This window comes from Amycolatopsis sp. NBC_01307 (assembly GCF_035975215.1).
In the GTDB taxonomy this organism is placed as follows: Bacteria; Actinomycetota; Actinomycetes; order Mycobacteriales; family Pseudonocardiaceae; genus Amycolatopsis.
The window spans coordinates 8,715,344-8,732,207 of record NZ_CP108403.1; the positions used below are offsets into that span (position 1 = coordinate 8,715,344).

Here is a 16,864-nt window from a genome sequence, read left to right on the forward strand (position 1 = left end):
AATTTGCAATCTTCAATTGCCCGGCGAGACTTCCCGGCGGTCCTCGAACACGACTAAGGTTCGGGTCCTCTCCGGTTCTGGGTGAAGGGAGACCGGGTGACGGCTGGGATCGTAGCGATCACCGTCCCGAACTCCGATGGTGAGCTCCGGGACCTCGCGGCGTGGTTGCGCGGCGAGGACGAGCTCCGCGGCCGGGTCCAGCTCTTCGACGCCGTCCTCGTCGGCGTGACGAGCAACTCCGCCGGCGTCTTCTGCCGCTCGCTGTTCGGGTGGCTGCGCCGTTGCCAGTCCGGCGTCTCCCTGAAGGTCAAGCGCTCGGGGGCCGCCGAAGAGCTGGACATCGACTGCGGCGCCGGCAGCGACGCCGAGCAGGTTCTCGGCGCCGTCCAAGGGTTTCTCGACAAAGCCTGAAACGAAGAAGGCCCGCACGGTGTGAACCGTGCGGGCCTTTCTCGTGGATCCGTCAGCCGCCGGGCGTTCCCGGTGTGGTCGTCGGGAACGGGAAGCCGCCGTTGCCCTCCGACACGCCCACGGTGATCGCCTGGTCCTTGTCGATCTGGGTGCCCGGCGTCACGTTCTGCTTGGTGATCGTGCCTTCCGGTTCCTTGCTCGTCTTGTCGGACTGCTGCCGCAGGTTTCCGGTCCAGCCCATGCTCTGCAGCTTCGACTGCGCTTCGTCGGTCGTCATGCCGGACAGGTTCGGCATTTCGATCTTGTCGGTCTGCTCCGGACCCGTCGACACCGTGAGGGTGATCGTGGTGCCCGGGATCACCGAACCGCCGTTCGGGTTCTGGGTGATGACGCTGTCCTTCGGGACGCTGTCCGAAGCCTGGTCGACGCGCTTCGTCTTGAAGCCCTGGCCTCGCAGCGCCGGGTCGGCCTGCGAGTACGGCTTGCCCGTGAAGTCCTGGACCTGCTTCAGTTCCTTGGACTTCGCGACCGTGATCTTGACGCTCGTGCCCTCGTCGACCTCGGAATCCGCGGTCGGGGTCTGCGACTGCACCAGGCCGGCCTGGTTCGGGTCGTCGACCTCGACCTCCGCGACGTTCGTGTCCAGCGTCAGCTTCGCGTCGGTCAGCGCCTGCTGTGCCGCGTCGCGCGTCTTGTTCTTGAGGTCCGGTACGCGGGCCTTGCCCGGCGCGACCCCCACGTACAGCGTGATCTTCGCGTCGGTGCTCACCGGCGTCCCGGACGCGGGGTCGATCTTGATGACCCGGTTGACGTCGCCCTGCTCGCACTGCGGGCTGCCGTCGGTCGGCTGCACCCCGCAGGTGACGTTCTTGGTCCCGATCGAGTTGAACCCGGCGCCCGTCAGGGTTTCCCGCGCCTGCGGGACCGTCTGGTGCACCACGTCGGGGATCGCGACCGTGCCCGGCGTGCTCTTGAACGAGCCCGACAGCCACATGATCAGCAGCACCGCGCCCAGCACGAACACCGCCGCCAGCACCGCCAGGATCGTGCGCCGCCGGCGCTTGGCCTTCGGGTCCTCGTCGTCCGGCTCGGCGTACTCCTCGTAGCGCTGCGGCTGCCGCCGGTCGTTGTTCATCACCTGCGTGCGCTCGTCTTCGGACATCACCATCGGCGCGGCCGGGCGCTGACCCGACAGGGTGCGGACCAGGTCCGAGCGCATCTCCGCGGCCGACTGGTAGCGGTTCGCCGGGCCCTTCGCCAGCGCCTTCAGCACGACGGCGTCCAGCTCGGGCGCGACCGCCGGGTTGACCGACGACGGCGGGTTCGGATCTTCCCGGACGTGCTGGTAGGCCACCGCGACGGGGGAGTCGCCGGTGAACGGCGGCTCGCCGGTGATCAGTTCGTACAGCACGCAACCGGCGGCGTAGACGTCGGACCGGGCGTCGACCGACTCACCGCGGGCCTGCTCCGGCGACAGGTACTGCGCCGTGCCGATCACCGCGGCGGTCTGGGTCATCGCGGACTGGCCGTCGTGCATCGCGCGCGCGATGCCGAAGTCCATCACCTTGACGGCGCCGTTCTTCGTGATCATCACGTTGGCCGGCTTGACGTCGCGGTGGACGATGCCGTGGCGGTGCGAGAAGTCGAGCGCCGCGCAGACGTCGGCCATGACCTCCATCGCCCGCTTCTGGGACATCGGGCCCTCGGTCTTGACGATGTCGCGCAGCGTCCGGCCCTCGACGAACTCCATGACGATGTACGGCAGCTGACCGAACTCGGTGTTCGCTTCGCCGGTGTCGTAGACCGCGACGATCGCCGGGTGGTTCAGCGCGGCGGAGTTCTGCGCTTCCCGGCGGAAGCGCTCCTGGAACTGCGGGTCCCTGGCGAGGTCGGCACGGAGGATCTTGATCGCGACTTCCCGGCCGAGACGCACGTCCTGGCCGTGATGGACCTCGGACATGCCTCCGTAGCCGAGCGTTTCGCCCAGCTCGTACCGGTTGGAGAGCAGTCTGGGTGTGCTCATCTCTGGGTGCCGTTCCATTCCGTCCAAGGTGTGTTCATGATGCCTTGCTGGCCATCGTCGGTCGTGCCGGGAGTGTCCGCCGGGTAGGCGCTCGAAGACGCGGGCGGATCCTCCGCGGGCGGCTGTCTGCCCGGGACCACCTGGCTCGTCGTCTGGCCACCGTGCGGCGGCGAGCCGGAGCCGCCGATCATCTTCGCGATCAGCACGATGCCCGCCACCAGGACGACGAGCAGGATCGCGGCCAGCAGCGCCCACCAGCCCCACTGGGACTTCTTGCGGGCGGCCGGCACCATCAGCGGACGCATCGCGGGCCGGGACAGCGGGCCGATGACCGGCATCGGGTTCATCGCGGGCGACGGCGGCCCGATCGGCATGTGCGGCTGCTGCTGCGGAATCTGCTGCGAAATCGGCTGTTGCTGCTGAACCGGCTGCTGCTGGACCGGTTGCTGACCGGTCGAGTAGGACGCGTTGACCAGCCCGGACGGCGCCGGCAGCGGCATCCCGGCGCGCACCGCGGCGACGGCGGCCGCGAACTCGCCGCCGCTGCTGTAGCGCTGCCGCGGGTCCTTCACCAGCGTCGCCTCGATCACCGCGCGCGCGGCTGGCGGGACGTCCGGCGGCAGCGGCGGCGCGATGTCGCGGATGTGCATCATCGCGACCGTCACGGCGTTCTCGGACAGGAACGGCCGGTGCCCGGCGAGGCATTCGTAGCCGCACACCGCCAGCGAGTAGACGTCGGACGCCGGTTCCGCCGGGTGCCCGAGCGCCTGCTCCGGCGCGATGTAGTGCGCCGTGCCCATGACCATGCCGGACCGGGTGACCGGCGCCGCGTCGGCCGCCTTCGCCACGCCGAAGTCGGTGATCTTCACCTGGCCCGCCGGCGTCACCAGGATGTTGCCCGGCTTGACGTCGCGGTGGACCAGGCCCCGCTCGTGCGCGGCCTGCAGCGCGTTGCCCGCCTGCTCCAGCATGTCGAGCGTGAACTCCGCCGACAGCCGGCCGTGCTTGGCGAGCAACCCGGCCAGCGGGTCGCCGTCGACGAGCTCCATCACCAGGTACGCGATCGACAGGTCGCCGTCGAAGAGGGTCTCGCCGTAGTCGTGCACCGCGGCGATGCCGGGGTGGTTCAAGGACGCCGTCATCCGCGCCTCGGTGCGGAAGCGGTGGAGGAACTCGGCGTCGCCGGAGAGTTCGGCCTTGAGGATCTTGACGGCCACGGTCCGGTCCAGCCGGGTGTCGCTGGCCTGCCAGACCTCGCCCATCCCGCCGACGGCGATCCGGCTCGTCAGCTTGTAGCGCTCGGCCAGTAGCTGACCGGAGGACAGCATGCGCTATCCACCCCCGAGTTTGGCGTTGATCGCCGCGCGGCCGATTTCCGCGGCGACCGAGCCGCCGGTCGCCGCGAGCCCGCGGTTACCGCCGTCCTCGACGATCACGGCGACCGCGATCTTCGGGTCGTTCGCCGGGGCGAACGCGGTGTACCAGGCGTGCGGGAAGGTGTTCTTGGAGTCCGTGCCGTGCTCGGCGGTGCCGGTCTTCGACGCGATCTGGATGTCCGGGCGCTTGCCGCCGCCCTTGGTGAAGCCCTCGGAAGCGATCATCATGTCCTTGAGGATCGCGGCATTCGACGACGACAGCGCCGGTGTGCCGGTGAGCTCGGTGGGGCTGTAGTCCTCGATGGTGGACAGGTCCGGTGCCAGCACCGACTGCACCAGCTGCGGTTTCATCGCCATCCCGTTGTTGGCCACGGTCGCGGCGAGCAGGCAGTCCTGCAGCGGGGTGAGCCGCACGTCGCGCTGGCCGATGCCACTCTGGTACAGCGCGCCCTGGGAGTCCAGTGGCCCGACCGTGGACGGCGCCACCTTCATCGGCACGGTCAGGTCCGTCTGGCCGATGCCGTAGTTCGCCGCGGTCTCCTTCATCTTGTCCGCGCCGAGCTGACCGGCGAACTCCGCGAACGGCACGTTGCAGGAGTGCGCGAGCGCGTCCTTGAACGTGGCGCCGGGGCAGGCCTCGCCGGCGTAGTTCTCCAGCGTGATGGTCGTGCCGGGCAGCTTCGTGTTCGGCGCCGGGTTGACCGGGGTGTCCGGGCCCTTGCCGTCTTCGAGCGCGGCCGCGGCGGTGACCAGCTTGAACGTCGAGCCCGGCGGGTAGGTCTCCGAGATCGCCCGGTTCAGCATGGGGTTCTTGTCGTTCTTGATGTTCGCGTTCCAGGCGTCGATCTGCGTCTTCGACGTGTGGGACGCGAGCTGGTTCGGGTCGTACGACGGCGTCGAGACCATCGCCAGGATCCGGCCGGTGCTGGGCTCCAGCGCGACGACGGCGCCGGTGTAGTTCCGCTGCGTCATCAGGTCGTACGCGGCCTTCTGCACGGCCGGGTCGATGGTCAGCCGGACGTTGCCGCCACTCGGGTCGCGGCCGGTGACCATGTCCGACAGCCGCCGGACGAACAGCCGCGGGTCCGAGCCGTTCAGCACGTCGTCCTCGGCGCGCTCGAGGCCGCCGGAGCCGTAGTTGATCGAGTAGTAGCCGGTGACCGGCGCGTACATCGGGCCGTCGACGTAGGACCGGATGTACTTGTACTTGTCGTTCGACGGGTCGACCTTCGCCAGCACCTCGCCGTTCGCCTGCGACACGATCTGGCCGCGCCGGCGCGCGAACTCGTCGTAGAGCACGCGGGCGTTGCGGGAGTCGGTGCGGTAGTCGTCGGCCTTCACCACCTGGATGTAGGTGGCGTTGGCCAGCAGCAGGACGACCATCACGAGCATCGCCATGCCGACCTTGCGGAGCGGGGTGTTCATGCCTGCGCGCCCCCGTTCGCCGGCGGGCGCTGCACGAGCACCGTGTGCGCTTCGGCGATCGGCGCCTGCGGTTGCTGCGGCTTCGGCCGGGCGCCGGGCCTGCGGGCGGCGTCGGAGATCCGCAGCAGCAGCGCGACCAGGATGTAGTTCGCGAGCAGCGACGAACCACCCTTGGAGAGGAAGGGGGCGGTGATACCGGTCTCCGGGATGAGTTTCGTGACGCCGCCGACGACGACGAAGATCTGCATGACCATGGTGAACGCCAGCCCGCCGCCGAGCAGCTTGCCGAACGTGTCGCGCACGGCGAGCGCGCTCCGCATGCCGCGCATCGCCACCAGCAAGTACAGCATCAGGACCGCGGCGAGCCCGATGAAGCCGAGCTCTTCGCCGATCGACGCGGTGATGAAGTCGGTGGCGGCCTCGGGCACCATGTCCGGCCGGCCCGCGCCGAGGCCGGTGCCGCCGACGCCACCGGTGCCGAGCCCGAACAGGCCCTGCGCCAGCTGGTAACCGCCGCCGGCGTCGTCGTAGGTGGCCAGCGGGTCCAGCCAGTTGGCCACGCGCTGCTGCACGTGCCCGAAGAGGTTGTAGGCGATCACGCAGCCGACGACGAAGAAGCTCAGCCCGAGCACGACCCAGATGGCCCGCTCGGTCGCCACGTAGAGCATCACCAGGATGACGCTGAAGAACAGCAGCGACGTGCCGAGGTCCTTCTCGAACACCAGGACGCCGATGCAGACGACGGCGGAGATCAGGATCGGGCCCAGGTCACGGGCTCGCGGCAGCTCGACGCCGAGGAACTTCTTGCCCGCCACCATGAACAGGTCGCGCTTCGACACCAGGAACGAGGCGAAGAAGATCATCAGCAGGATCTTCGCGAACTCGCCCGGCTGGATCGAGAAGCCCGGCAGCTTCAGCCACACCTTGGCGCCGTTGACCTCGGACAGGCTCGACGGCAGCAGCGCGGGCAGCGCGAGCGCGACGATGCCGATCAGGCCGGCGGTGTAGCCGTAGCGGGTCAGCGTGCGGTGGTCGTTGACGACCACCAGCACCACGATGAACAACGCCAGCGAGACGACCGTGAACAGCACCTGCTTGGTGACGTCCGGCGAGAAGTCCTTGCCGTTCTGCAGCGCCTTCTCGGCCTGGGCCAGGTCGATCCGGTGGATCATCACCAGGCCGATGCCGTTGAGCAGCGCGACGCAGGGGAGCAGCACCGGGTCCGCGTACGGCGCCCACTTGCGCACCGCGAGGTGCGCCCCGGTCAGCACGCCGAGGTAGGCGAGCCCGAGCCAGAGGATCGACGCGGTGAGTTCCTGCTCCTGGTTCGCCTCCACCAGGACCAACGCGATGGTCACGATGAAGGCCGCGAACCCCAGCAGCACCAGTTCGGTGTTGCGCCGGGTCGGCACGTCGCGCGGCGGGTTCGTCTGGAACTGCGCCGCCAGCGGCTCGGCGGTGTTCGCGGCAGGCTGGCTCATCAGTTACCGCCTCCCGTCGTCGGTGCCGTCGAACTCGGCGTCGAGCAGTCCCTCCCCGCAGGCTGGTTCGCCGACGACGGAGCTGTGGAACCGGCCGGTGCCGACGGAGTCGTCGTCGGCGTGACCGAAGGCGTCGGCGTCGGGGACGGCTGGGTCCCCGCCGGCGCGCAGTTGTTCAAGCGCTTGTGCAGCTGCAGGAAGTCGTCGATGTACTTCCGGGCGTCGTCGAGGCTGTCCTTCTTGACGCCGTTCTGCACCGCCAGCCGAGCGTCCTCCTGGAGCTGGTTGACGCGCAGCTTGTCCGTGCACACCTGGTTCGGCGGGCACGAGCCCTGCTCGTAGGTGTGCAGGTCGATGCCGAGGATGCTGCCGGGGACGCCGCGGTAGATCACGACCTCCTGGTCCGCACCTTCGCCGACATAGTACTGACTCAGCACGAAGTAGCGGGTGGCGATGGCGGCCGCGGCGAGCACCACGAGCACCACCAGCGCGCCGGCCAGCCAGCGGAACCGCTTCCGGCGCTTGGCCTTGGGGTCCACGGTGGGCTGCGGCAGCTCCTGGCGCGGCTGCGGCGGGGGCTGGGTCAGCGCCCGGGCGCGCGCCGCGGGCGAGTCGCCCTGGTGCCGCTCGTCGCTGCCGTCCCCGGCGGCGCCGCCCACGATGGGCGCGTCCTCCCCGAAGTCGACGTCGACGACGTCGGCGATGATCACCGTGACGTTGTCGGTGCCGCCGCCCTTGAGCGCCAGCTCGATCATCCGGTCCGCGCACTGCTGCGGGTCCGGGATCTGCACGGCCTCCGCGAGCGTCTCGTCGCTGACCATGCCGGACAAGCCGTCCGAGCAGATCAGGTACCGATCGCCTGGGCGCGCTTCACGCACGGTGAGGCTCGGCTCGACCTCGTGCCCGGTCAGCGCCTTCAGCAGCAGCGACCGCTGGGGGTGCACCGCCGCCTCTTCGGGCGTGATCCGGCCTTGTTCGAGCAGTTCGTTGACGAAACTGTCGTCGCGCGTGATCTGCGCGAACTGGCTGCCCCGGAACAGGTAGGCGCGCGAGTCGCCGACGTGCACGAGGCCCAGCCGGGTCCCGGCGAACAGCACGGCGGTGAGCGTGGTGCCCATCCCGTCGAGGTCCGGGTCCTGCGAGACGAGCTCGGCGATCGCGGCGTTGCCGTTCGCCACCGCCTCGCGCAGCTGGGCGAGGAGGTCGTCACCCGGCTCGTCGTCGTCGAGCGGGGCGAGGGAGGCGATGACGACCTTGCTGGCCACTTCGCCCGCCGCATGCCCACCCATGCCGTCGGCGAGCGCGAGCAGGCGAGGGCCGGCGTACACGGAGTCCTGGTTGCTCGAACGCACCAGGCCCCGGTCGCTGCGGGCTGCATAGCGGAGGACGAGAGTCATGGGCGAAGCTCGATCACCGTCTTGCCGATCCGGATGGGGACTCCGAGCGGGACCCGGAGGGGTGCAGTGACCTTAGCCCGGTCCAGATAAGTGCCGTTGGTCGAGCCCAGATCTTCCACGTACCAGTCCTCACCGCGCTGGGCGATCCGGGCGTGCCGGGTCGACGCGTAGTCGTCGTCGAGCACCAACGTGGAGTCGTCGGCGCGGCCGATCAGGATCGGCCTGCCGTCCAGCGCGATGCGGGTCCCGGCGAGCGCCCCATGGGTCACCAGCAGCTGCTGCGGCGACTTCCCGCCGCGCGGCTTCTTCTCCTTCTTGCGCCCGAACGTCGGCACCTGGACACGCATGCCCGACGCCGCGTAGAGGTCCGAGCGGACGACTCTGAGCGCAGCGAACACGAAGAGCCAGAGCAGCACGAGGAAGCCCACCCTGGTGAGTTGTACGACCAGCTCTGGCACTTGGTGTGTCCGCTCCCGACTCTTCCGTGCAGCCGCGACGCGGGTACGCCGCGGTCCCCCCGCACGTCAATTCTGCGGGAACAGTATTTCGCGCCCGGAGTCAGCCCTGTGTACGGAACACCAAGGACGAATGCCCCACTCGGATGACGTCACCGTCCGCGAGCTGCCAGGTCTGCACCGGGGTGCCGTTCACGGTCGTGCCGTTCGTCGACCCGATGTCGGCGAGCGTCGCGCTCTGGCCGTCCCAGGTGATCTCCAGGTGACGGCGCGAGACACCGGTGTCGGGGAGCCGGAAGTCCGCGTCCTGGCCACGGCCCACGACGTTGCCACCCTGCTTCAGGGAGTACGTCCGGTTCGAGCCGTCGTCCAGCTGCAGGCTCGCCGCGAGCTGACGCGCCGCCGCGGGGGCGCCGTAGCCACCCTGCTGCTGCGCGTACGGGTCGCCGGCCGGCTGGCCGTACGCCTGCTGCTGGCCGTACTGGTCGTAGCCGCCCTGCTGCTGCTGGCCGCCGTACTGGTCGTAGCCACCCTGCTGGTAGCCGCCCTGGTCGTACCCGCCGCCCTGCTGGGGCTGCGCGTAACCGCCCTGGTCGTAGCCGCCACCCTGGGGGGGCTGGGCGTAACCCTGGTCGTAGCCACCCTGCGGGGGCTGCTGGGCGTACCCGCCCTGCTCGTAGCCACCCTGCTGGTAGCCGCCCTGCTCATAGCCACCGGCTGGGGGCTGCTGACCGTAGCCGCCCTGCTCATAGCCACCGGCCGGGGGCTGCTGACCGTAGCCGCCCTGCTCGTAGCCGCCCTGCTGCTGGCCGTAACCCTGGTCGTACCCGGGCTGCTGGCCACCCTGCTGTCCGTAGCCGTACTGGCCCTGCTGGCCGTACGGGTCACCCTGGTCGTATTGGCCGTAGCCGGGGGGCTGGCTCATTGCTGGGTCTCCTGCGTTGCTGGGTCGTGCCGACCGCGGTGAACCGGCGCCTGCGGGGCGGGCGTCGGGATCGACGGACGAACGGGTCTTGAACTGTCCAGTATGCAGCGCCTCGTTGCGCTCGAGTGATACGACGACGTCACCATAGGTGTCCAGGCCTTCGGCGGCGAGGTGTTCGGCCACCGCCTTGGCCAGCACCTGGGTGACGCGTTGCTCGTCACCGGCCATGCGCTCGTGGTCAGCCGTCCCCAAGGACACGATGTAGTGATTCGGGGCGAGCTGCCGACCGCCTGCCAGCTCACGAACGTTCTCCTCACTCTCCCGCTCGAGTGCGATCGCCACTTCCTGCGTGACGACGTTGCCACCGAACATGCGCGCGAAAGTGTTCCCCACCAGGTTCTCGAGTCGCCTGTCGAATCTCTCAGCGCGGCCCACCGGGGAAAACCTCCTCACACTTGTGCTTGCGCCCCGATCCTATCCGGGTGAGCGAGCCTCGACACGGCCCCCGGTGAAACCGGTGCGAACGACCTGCTAGTGTTCTCCTCGCTGCCGCAAGGAAGCACTCGGGCGAGTGGCGGAATGGCAGACGCGCACGGTTCAGGTCCGTGTGTCCGAAAGGACGTGAGGGTTCAACTCCCTCCTCGCCCACGCTGTTCAGAGCCCCGGTCGCTAGCGCGACCGGGGCTCTTCCCGTTGTCCTTGTGTCTCCCGGGGGCCGAGCCCCCCGGACCCCCCACGGTGCCTTCTCTCACCTTCCAGCGTGGCTGAGCGGGGTCGTTGTGGGCTCGGTGCGGGGGTTTTTGGGGTTTGGTTTGGTGGTGAATATCACCCGTTTGGCTCTGCGTGGTGTTCGCTTGGGGCTTAGGTGTGGGTGTATTTAGGCCCTTGTCAGGCTGGGGTCAGGGCTATCGACAGGCGCATCTGCAGCGCTGCGGCTGGCCGAGCAGAGTGCCTCGGCTGAGCCTCTGGTGTCGGCTTGATGGCTCGGTCAGGTTGTTGTCTTGGTGATCCAGTCCGCCAGGACGTCCGTCCGGGATGTTGTTTCGATGCCCGCGTGGGGGCAGCCGGGGCCCGTTGCCTCCAGGGCCACCAGGCCTGCCGGGGTGAAGTACGGGGCTCCCGAGTCGTACGTGCAGGCGCTCGTGGTGATGGCCGGGGCCGCGCCGCGGACTCCCAGGGTGGTCGGGGCCACCGTGGCCACCGCTACCGTGCCCTGCTGCATCCGGGTGGCCGGCTTGGGGTTCGTGCTGGTCAGGCTGCCCCAGCCCGCCAAGGTCAGCTGGTCGCCCACCTTGGGGAGCGCGCGGTTGAGCGGCAGGGGCTTCACCGTGCTCACCGGGGTGTCCAGGCGGGCCAGCGCGACGTCGTTCTCCTTCGCCTGGACCACCTCGGTCACCTTGCGGGCCACCCCGGACTCGATGCCCTCGTCCGTGAGGCCCAGCGTCGCCGTCGTCGGGTAGGGGACCTTGCCCGAGACGCGGTTGCGGGCCGCGTCGTGGAAGCAGTGGCCTGTGGTGAGGAGCCATCCGGGCGCGACCAGCGCGCCCGTGCAGTAGCTGCTGTACGTCGAACCGTCCGGGCGGGGGATCTTCGTCATCGCGAGCTTCGCGACGAACCCGAACTGACCCTGGGGGACGTCTGAACCGTTGGCGATCCCTGGCGCGGCCAAGGCGGCAGGGGCGGTGGTGATGGTCAGGACAACAGCGGCTAGCAGGGCGCGCAGGCGCATTCTTCCCCTTCGTCGAATCGATGATCGACGTTCGAGGTTATTGCCGCCGCCGGGCTGGGGGGAATTCCCTGGCCGGGCGTCACCCGTTGGCCCACCGGGTGACGCCCGGAAGGAGTCAGCCCGTGTGCGAAGAGATCCAATCCGCGACGACGTCCACCCGCGACGTCGTCTCGAGCTGGTTGTGGGGGCAGTCCGGGCCGGACGACTCCACGGACACCAGCTGGCCGCCGGTGCCGGCCGCGACGAAGTACGGCGCGCCCGAGTCGTACACGCAGGCGCTCGTCGTCGACGTCGGAGCCACGCCCTGCACGCCCAGCGTCGAGGTGGCGACCTGGCCGACCTTCACGGTGCCCTGCTGCAGCTTCGTCGACGGCGTCGGGTTGGTGGCGGTGAGGCTGCCCCAGCCGGCGAGCGTCAGCTGCTGGCCGAGCGACGGCGTGAGCCGGTTGACCGTCAGCGGCGTGATGCCGGTGACGTCGGCGTCGAGGGTGGCGATGGCGATGTCGTTCGCGGCGGCCTGGTAGACGGTCACCACGTTGCGCGTCACGCCCGGCGTGCTCTGGTTGACCGTGCCGAGCAGCACCGACGTCGGGTACAGCACCGGGCCGGAGACGCGGACGCGGTTCGCGTCGTGGAAGCAGTGGCCGGCGGTGATGATCCACTTCGCCGCGATCAACGCGCCCGAGCAGGCGCTGTTGTACTTCGTTCCGTCGGGCTTCGGGATGTTCGTCATCGTGAGTTTCGCGGCGAACTTGAACTGGCCCGCCGGGACGTCGGATCCGTTGGCCACGGCCGAAGCCGGGCCCGCGGTCGCGAGACCGGCGGCGAGGGTGAGCAGGGCAGCGGAAAGCACAGCGCGGACGCGCATCGGTGGATCCCCCTTGTCACGCACCGGCGGCTCGCGCCGGTGATCACCTTCGAGCGTAGCGACGGCGCGCGGGGTCGGAATGCGCTGCACGGAGTAAGAAAACGGCCCCGACGCCTCGCGTCGGGGCCGTTTTGCCGGGAATCAGCCGATGTGCGCGGCGATCCAGTCCGCGACGACGTCGACGCGCGCGGTGGTCTCGGCCTGGTCGTGGGGGCAGTCCGGGCCGTCGCTCTCGATGGAGACCAGGCGGCCACCGCTCTTGCCTGTGGGCACGAAGTACGGGGCGCCCGAGTCGTAGGTGCACGCGCTCGTCGTCGACGTCGGGGCGAAGCCCGTCACGCCGGTGTAGAGCGGGTCGACCGTCGCGACCTTCATCAGGCCCTGCTGCAGCTTCGTGCCCGGCGTCGGGTCGACCGACGTCAGGCTGCCCCAGCCGGCGAGCACGACCTTCTGGCCCACGACCGGCGCCTTGTGGCTGACCGAAAGCGGCTCGATGCCGAAGACCGGCTTGTCCAGCTCGGCGATCGCGATGTCGTTGCTCGGTGACTGGTACACCGTCACGACGTTGCGCGTGATCCCCGGCTTGTCGACCGTGGTGGTGCCCAGCAGCACCGACGTCGGGTACGGGACCGGACCGGAGACCGGGTTGCGGGCCGCGTCGTGGAAGCAGTGGCCGGCGGTGACGATCCACTTCTTGGCGATCAGCGAACCCGAGCACGCGCTGTTGTACTTCGTGCCGTCGGTGCGCGGGATGTCCGTCATGGTCAGCTTCGCGGCGAACTTGAACGTCCCCTGCGAGACGTCGGCGCCGTTGGCCACGGCCGATGCCGGTGCCGCGGTGACGACGGCCGCGGCGAGCGCGAACAGACCTGCGGAAAGCAAAGCGCGGATGCGCATTCTCAACCCCCTGGTTGGGCCGGCTTCCGGCCGGCGATGGGGGCGAGGGTAGCGAAACCCGGTGCGGCGGTGGCGGGAAGTCCCGCCACCGCCGGGGAAATCAGTTCACGCCGACCAGGTCGACGACGAAGATGAGGGTCTCGCCGGGCTTGATGACGCCGCCCGCGCCGCGGTCGCCGTAGCCGAGGTGCGGCGGGATGACGAGCTTGCGCCGGCCGCCGATCTTCATCCCCGCGACACCCTGGTCCCAGCCGGAGATGACCTGGCCGGCGCCGAGGCCGAAGCGCAGGGGCTCGTTGCGGTTCCAAGAGGCGTCGAACTCTTCGCCGGTCGAGTGCGCGACACCGACGTAGTGCACGGTGACGGACTTGCCGGGCGTGGCCTCGACGCCGTCGCCGACGGTGATGTCGGTGATCTCGAGGTCGGCCGGCGGGGTGCCGTCCGGGCGGTCGATCTGGGGCTTTTCCAAGGTCATGGCAGCCACCGTACCCACGCGCGCGAGGCTGCGCCGTTCGGACTACGCCCAAGGGCTGAAAAACGCGAAAACTCTTCACATGTGTGCTACTGCTCGGTAGCGTGCGCTTCGTCACTCTCCTTGACCTGCGAGGGAGCCCTGATGCGACGCGGCATCCGTACCCTGACCTTGACGGCTTTGGCGGGCTTGGTCGCCGGGCTCACCCAGGTCGCTGTCACCGCTCCGGCCGCCGAGGCGGCCGCGGCACCCAACGACTACTGCGGCGGGCAGTGCAGCGACATCCTGCCGCCCGGTGAGAACGGCAACGCCACCCTCGCGGACATCCTGGCGCACAAGGTGCTCGGCACCCGCCCGGCGCACGCGGCCGACCAGCTCGGCAAGTACTCCTCGCTGGCCGGCGGCTACCAGACGCTGACCACCGGGACGATCAACCAGTACTTCAACGACTCGTCGTTCGGCGTCGCCGCCGACCAGGTCGCCAGCACGACCCAGCCGCGCTCCGACGTGACGATCGTGCGGGACAAGGCACTCGGCGTCCCGCACATCACCGGCACCACCCGCGCCGGCACCGAGTTCGGCGCCGGGTACGCGGCCGGGCAGGACCGGCTGTGGCTGATGGACGTCCTGCGCCACGCGGCCCGCGGCCAGGTGACGTCGTTCGCCGGCGGCGCCGCGGCCAACCGGGAGCTGGAGCAGAGCTTCTTCGCCAACGCGCCCTACACCGAAGCCGAGCTGCAGCAGCAGATCGACAACGTCGCCGCGAAGGGCCCGCGCGGCGCGCAGGGCCTCGCCGACGCGCAGGCGTACGTCGACGGCATCAACAAGTACATCTCCGACTCCCACAGCGGCCGCTACTTCCCGGGCGAGTACGTGCTCACCGGGCACGTCGACGCGATCACCAACGCCGGCACCATCGACCCGTTCAAGCTGACCGACCTGGTCGCGCTCGCCTCGCTGGTCGGCGCCGAGTTCGGCGCCGGCGGTGGCGGCGAGGTGCAGAACGCCGTCGCGAAGCTGGCGCTGCAGGAGCAGTACGGCGCGGTGCAGGGCGAGAAGGTCTGGCAGAGCCTGCGGTCCGAGGACGATCCCGAGGCCGTCAAGACGCTGCACGACGGGCAGACGTTCCCGTACGGCAAGACCCCGGCCAACGCCGTCGGCCAGGCCCTGCCGGACAAGGGGTCGGTGACGCCGCAGCAGCTGGTGTTCGACCAGACCGGCTCGGCGTCGACCGCGACTCCGTCCACTGTGGACGTCCCGGCCCCGGCCGCGCAGGAGCCCGCCCGCGGGATGTTCGACAACGGCGTGCTGCCGGGCGACATGCTGACCGACAAGCACGGCATGTCGAACGCGCTCGTCGTGTCCGGCTCGAAGACCGCCAGCGGCCACCCGGTCGCCGTCTTCGGCCCGCAGACCGGGTACTTCGCGCCGCAGCTGCTCATGCTGCAGGAACTGCAGGGCCCGGGCATCAGCGCCCGCGGCGCGGCCTTCGCCGGGCTGAGCATGTACGTGCTGCTGGGCCGCGGCCAGGACTACTCGTGGAGCGCGACGACGTCGGCGCAGGACATCATCGACACCTACGCGCTGAACCTGTGCGACCCGAGTGGCAAGGCGCCGACGAAGGACTCGAACTACTACACCTACAAGGGCCAGTGCCTCCCGATGGACACCGTGGAGGTCAAGAACTCCTGGAACCCGACGGTGGCCGACGGCACCGCGGCCGGCTCGTACACGTTGCGCAGCTACCGCACGAAGTACGGCCCGGTGCTCAGCCGGGCGACGGTCGGCGGCAAGCCCGTGGCGTACGCGCAGCTGCGGTCCTCGCTCTTCCACGAGGCCGACTCGCTGATCGGCTTCCAGGAGCTGAACGACCCGGGCTACGTCAAGTCCGCGGCGGACTTCCAGAAGGCCGCGGCCGACATCAACTTCACGTTCAACTGGTTCTACGCCGACTCGAAGGACGTCGCGTACTTCAACTCCGGCGCCAACCCGGCCCGGCAGTCCAATGTGGACCCGAACATGCCGGTGTGGGGTGACCAGGGGCACGACTGGACCGGCTGGAACCCGGCGGGCAACGTCGCGACCTACACCCCGGCGTCGCAGCACCCGCAGTCGGTCAACCAGGACTACTACGTCAGCTGGAACAACGCGCAGGCCAACGGCTACGCGGCCGCCGGCGCCGACAAGTCCGCCGTGCACCGCGTCGACCTGCTCGACACGCGCGTCAAGACGATGATCCTCACCGGCACCAAGGTCACCCGGCTCAACCTGACCCAGGCGATGGAGGACGCCGCGCTGGCCGACCTGCGTGCCGAGCGCGTCCTGCCACTGCTGCTGCAGGTGCTCGACAAGACGCCGACCACCGGTGCGGCCGCCGATGCCGAGGCGAAGCTGAAGGCGTGGATGGCCAACGGCCACCAGCGGACGGAAACCACGCCCGGCAGCAAGGCGTACGCCGACGCCGACGCGATCCGGATCTTCGACGCGTGGTGGCCGCTGCTGGTCCAGGCCGAGTTCAAGCCGGGCATGGGCGACAACGCCTACAACGCGATGACGGGCGTGCTGGGCATCAACGAGAGCCCGTCCGGTTTCCAGAACGGCAACGGCCAGCACACCGGCCAGCCGCACAAGGGCTCGTCGTTCCAGTTCGGCTGGTGGGGGTACGTCAGCAAGGACATCCGGCAGGTGCTCGGCCAGCCGGTGGCCGGCCCGCTCGGCAGCACGTTCTGCGGCGGCGGCAACGTCACCACGTGCCGCCAGGCGCTCGTCGACTCGCTGACCACCGCCGCGGGCCAGGCCGCGAACACCGTCTACCCCGGTGACGCGAGCTGCGCCGCGGGTGACCAGTGGTGTGCCGACACCATCGTGCACAACGCGCTGGGCGGCATCACGCAGGACAAGATCAGCTGGCAGAACCGCCCGACGTTCCAGCAGGTCGTCGAGTACACCGCGCACCGCGGCGACAACATCGCCAACCTCGCGCCGGGGAAGACGGTCAGCGCCACCAGCGCCGAAACCGGCTTCTACCCCTCACCGGCGTCGAACGCGATCGACGGGAACGCCTCGACCCGCTGGGCCAGCGACTGGAGCGACGACCAGGCGATCACCGTCGACCTCGGGTCGGTGCAGCCGGTCTCGCGGGTGCAGCTCAGCTGGGAATCGGCGTACGGCAAGGGTTACAAGATCCAGACCTCGCCGGACGCCGTGCACTGGACGGACTCGGCGGTCGTCACGGACGGCAACGGCGGGCAGGACAACGTGTCCTTCGCGCCGACGCAGGCCCGGTTCGTGAAGCTGCAGGGCGTCCAGCGCGGCACGAAGTACGGCTACTCGCTCTACGAGTTCGAGGTCTACGCCCACTGAGACCAGGTCGGCTCGCCCGCGGACGCGCGGGCGGGCCGGCCG

13 protein-coding genes and 1 tRNA gene are annotated in these 16,864 nt (G+C 69.6%); 3 read left to right on the forward strand and 11 right to left on the reverse strand.

Annotated elements, in window-relative coordinates; all coding sequences use genetic code 11:
- The first annotated feature begins 96 nt into the window (after positions 1 to 96).
- Positions 97 to 411, forward strand: coding sequence for an effector-associated constant component EACC1 (locus OG439_RS38635; protein ID WP_326945464.1), 315 nt, complete (start codon positions 97 to 99; stop codon positions 409 to 411).
- A 52-nt stretch (positions 412 to 463) separates the two neighbouring features.
- Here OG439_RS38635 and pknB read toward each other — a convergent pair whose 3' ends face one another.
- The 7 genes from pknB to OG439_RS38670 form a co-directional block, all read right to left on the reverse strand.
- A complete protein-coding gene (pknB, locus tag OG439_RS38640; RefSeq protein WP_326945465.1) occupies positions 464 to 2,434 on the reverse strand; it encodes a Stk1 family PASTA domain-containing Ser/Thr kinase in 1,971 nt (656 codons plus the stop codon).
- Positions 2,431 to 3,762, reverse strand: coding sequence for a serine/threonine-protein kinase (locus OG439_RS38645; RefSeq protein WP_326945466.1), 1,332 nt, complete (start codon positions 3,760 to 3,762; stop codon positions 2,431 to 2,433). Before OG439_RS38645 ends, pknB begins: the two co-directional genes overlap by 4 nt.
- A 3-nt stretch (positions 3,763 to 3,765) precedes the next feature.
- Positions 3,766 to 5,235, reverse strand: a complete 1,470-nt coding sequence (locus tag OG439_RS38650; RefSeq protein ID WP_326945467.1) for a peptidoglycan D,D-transpeptidase FtsI family protein — start codon at positions 5,233 to 5,235, stop codon at positions 3,766 to 3,768.
- On the reverse strand, positions 5,232 to 6,716 hold the full coding sequence (locus OG439_RS38655; protein WP_247059701.1) for an FtsW/RodA/SpoVE family cell cycle protein: 1,485 nt from the start codon (positions 6,714 to 6,716) through the stop codon (positions 5,232 to 5,234). Before OG439_RS38655 ends, OG439_RS38650 begins: the two co-directional genes overlap by 4 nt.
- Complete coding sequence (locus OG439_RS38660) at positions 6,716 to 8,113, reverse strand: PP2C family protein-serine/threonine phosphatase (RefSeq protein ID WP_326945468.1); 1,398 nt, start codon at positions 8,111 to 8,113, stop codon at positions 6,716 to 6,718. The genes OG439_RS38655 and OG439_RS38660 overlap by 1 nt, the downstream gene beginning before the upstream one ends.
- Positions 8,110 to 8,571 carry an FHA domain-containing protein FhaB/FipA gene (locus OG439_RS38665; RefSeq protein WP_247059705.1) on the reverse strand — a complete coding sequence of 154 codons (462 nt, stop codon included), beginning with the start codon at positions 8,569 to 8,571 and terminating at the stop codon, positions 8,110 to 8,112. The genes OG439_RS38660 and OG439_RS38665 overlap by 4 nt, the downstream gene beginning before the upstream one ends.
- 100 nt (positions 8,572 to 8,671) lie before the next feature.
- Positions 8,672 to 9,928: a DUF3662 and FHA domain-containing protein gene (locus OG439_RS38670; RefSeq protein WP_326945469.1), complete on the reverse strand. Its 1,257-nt coding sequence runs from the start codon at positions 9,926 to 9,928 to the stop codon at positions 8,672 to 8,674.
- Between the two features lie 130 nt (positions 9,929 to 10,058).
- Between OG439_RS38670 and OG439_RS38675 the strand changes: the two genes are divergently transcribed.
- Positions 10,059 to 10,141: transfer RNA gene (locus OG439_RS38675), tRNA-Leu, on the forward strand.
- 340 nt (positions 10,142 to 10,481) lie between these two features.
- Here OG439_RS38675 and OG439_RS38680 read toward each other — a convergent pair.
- The 4 genes from OG439_RS38680 to OG439_RS38695 all read right to left on the reverse strand — a co-directional run bounded on the left by OG439_RS38680 (position 10,482) and on the right by OG439_RS38695 (position 13,462).
- Positions 10,482 to 11,222, reverse strand: a complete 741-nt coding sequence (locus OG439_RS38680; protein ID WP_326945470.1) for a S1 family peptidase — start codon at positions 11,220 to 11,222, stop codon at positions 10,482 to 10,484.
- Positions 11,223 to 11,337: 115 nt separating this feature from the next.
- Positions 11,338 to 12,090: a S1 family peptidase gene (locus OG439_RS38685; RefSeq protein ID WP_326945471.1), complete on the reverse strand. Its 753-nt coding sequence runs from the start codon at positions 12,088 to 12,090 to the stop codon at positions 11,338 to 11,340.
- 141 nt (positions 12,091 to 12,231) lie between these two features.
- Positions 12,232 to 12,987: a S1 family peptidase gene (locus OG439_RS38690; protein WP_326945472.1), complete on the reverse strand. Its 756-nt coding sequence runs from the start codon at positions 12,985 to 12,987 to the stop codon at positions 12,232 to 12,234.
- A gap of 100 nt (positions 12,988 to 13,087) precedes the next feature.
- Complete coding sequence (locus tag OG439_RS38695; RefSeq protein WP_247059714.1) at positions 13,088 to 13,462, reverse strand: FKBP-type peptidyl-prolyl cis-trans isomerase; 375 nt, start codon at positions 13,460 to 13,462, stop codon at positions 13,088 to 13,090.
- Between the two features lie 141 nt (positions 13,463 to 13,603).
- Here OG439_RS38695 and OG439_RS38700 point away from each other — a divergent pair, with 141 nt between their 5' ends.
- Positions 13,604 to 16,822, forward strand: coding sequence for a penicillin acylase family protein (locus tag OG439_RS38700; RefSeq protein WP_326945473.1), 3,219 nt, complete (start codon positions 13,604 to 13,606; stop codon positions 16,820 to 16,822).
- Positions 16,823 to 16,864: the final 42 nt, after the last annotated feature.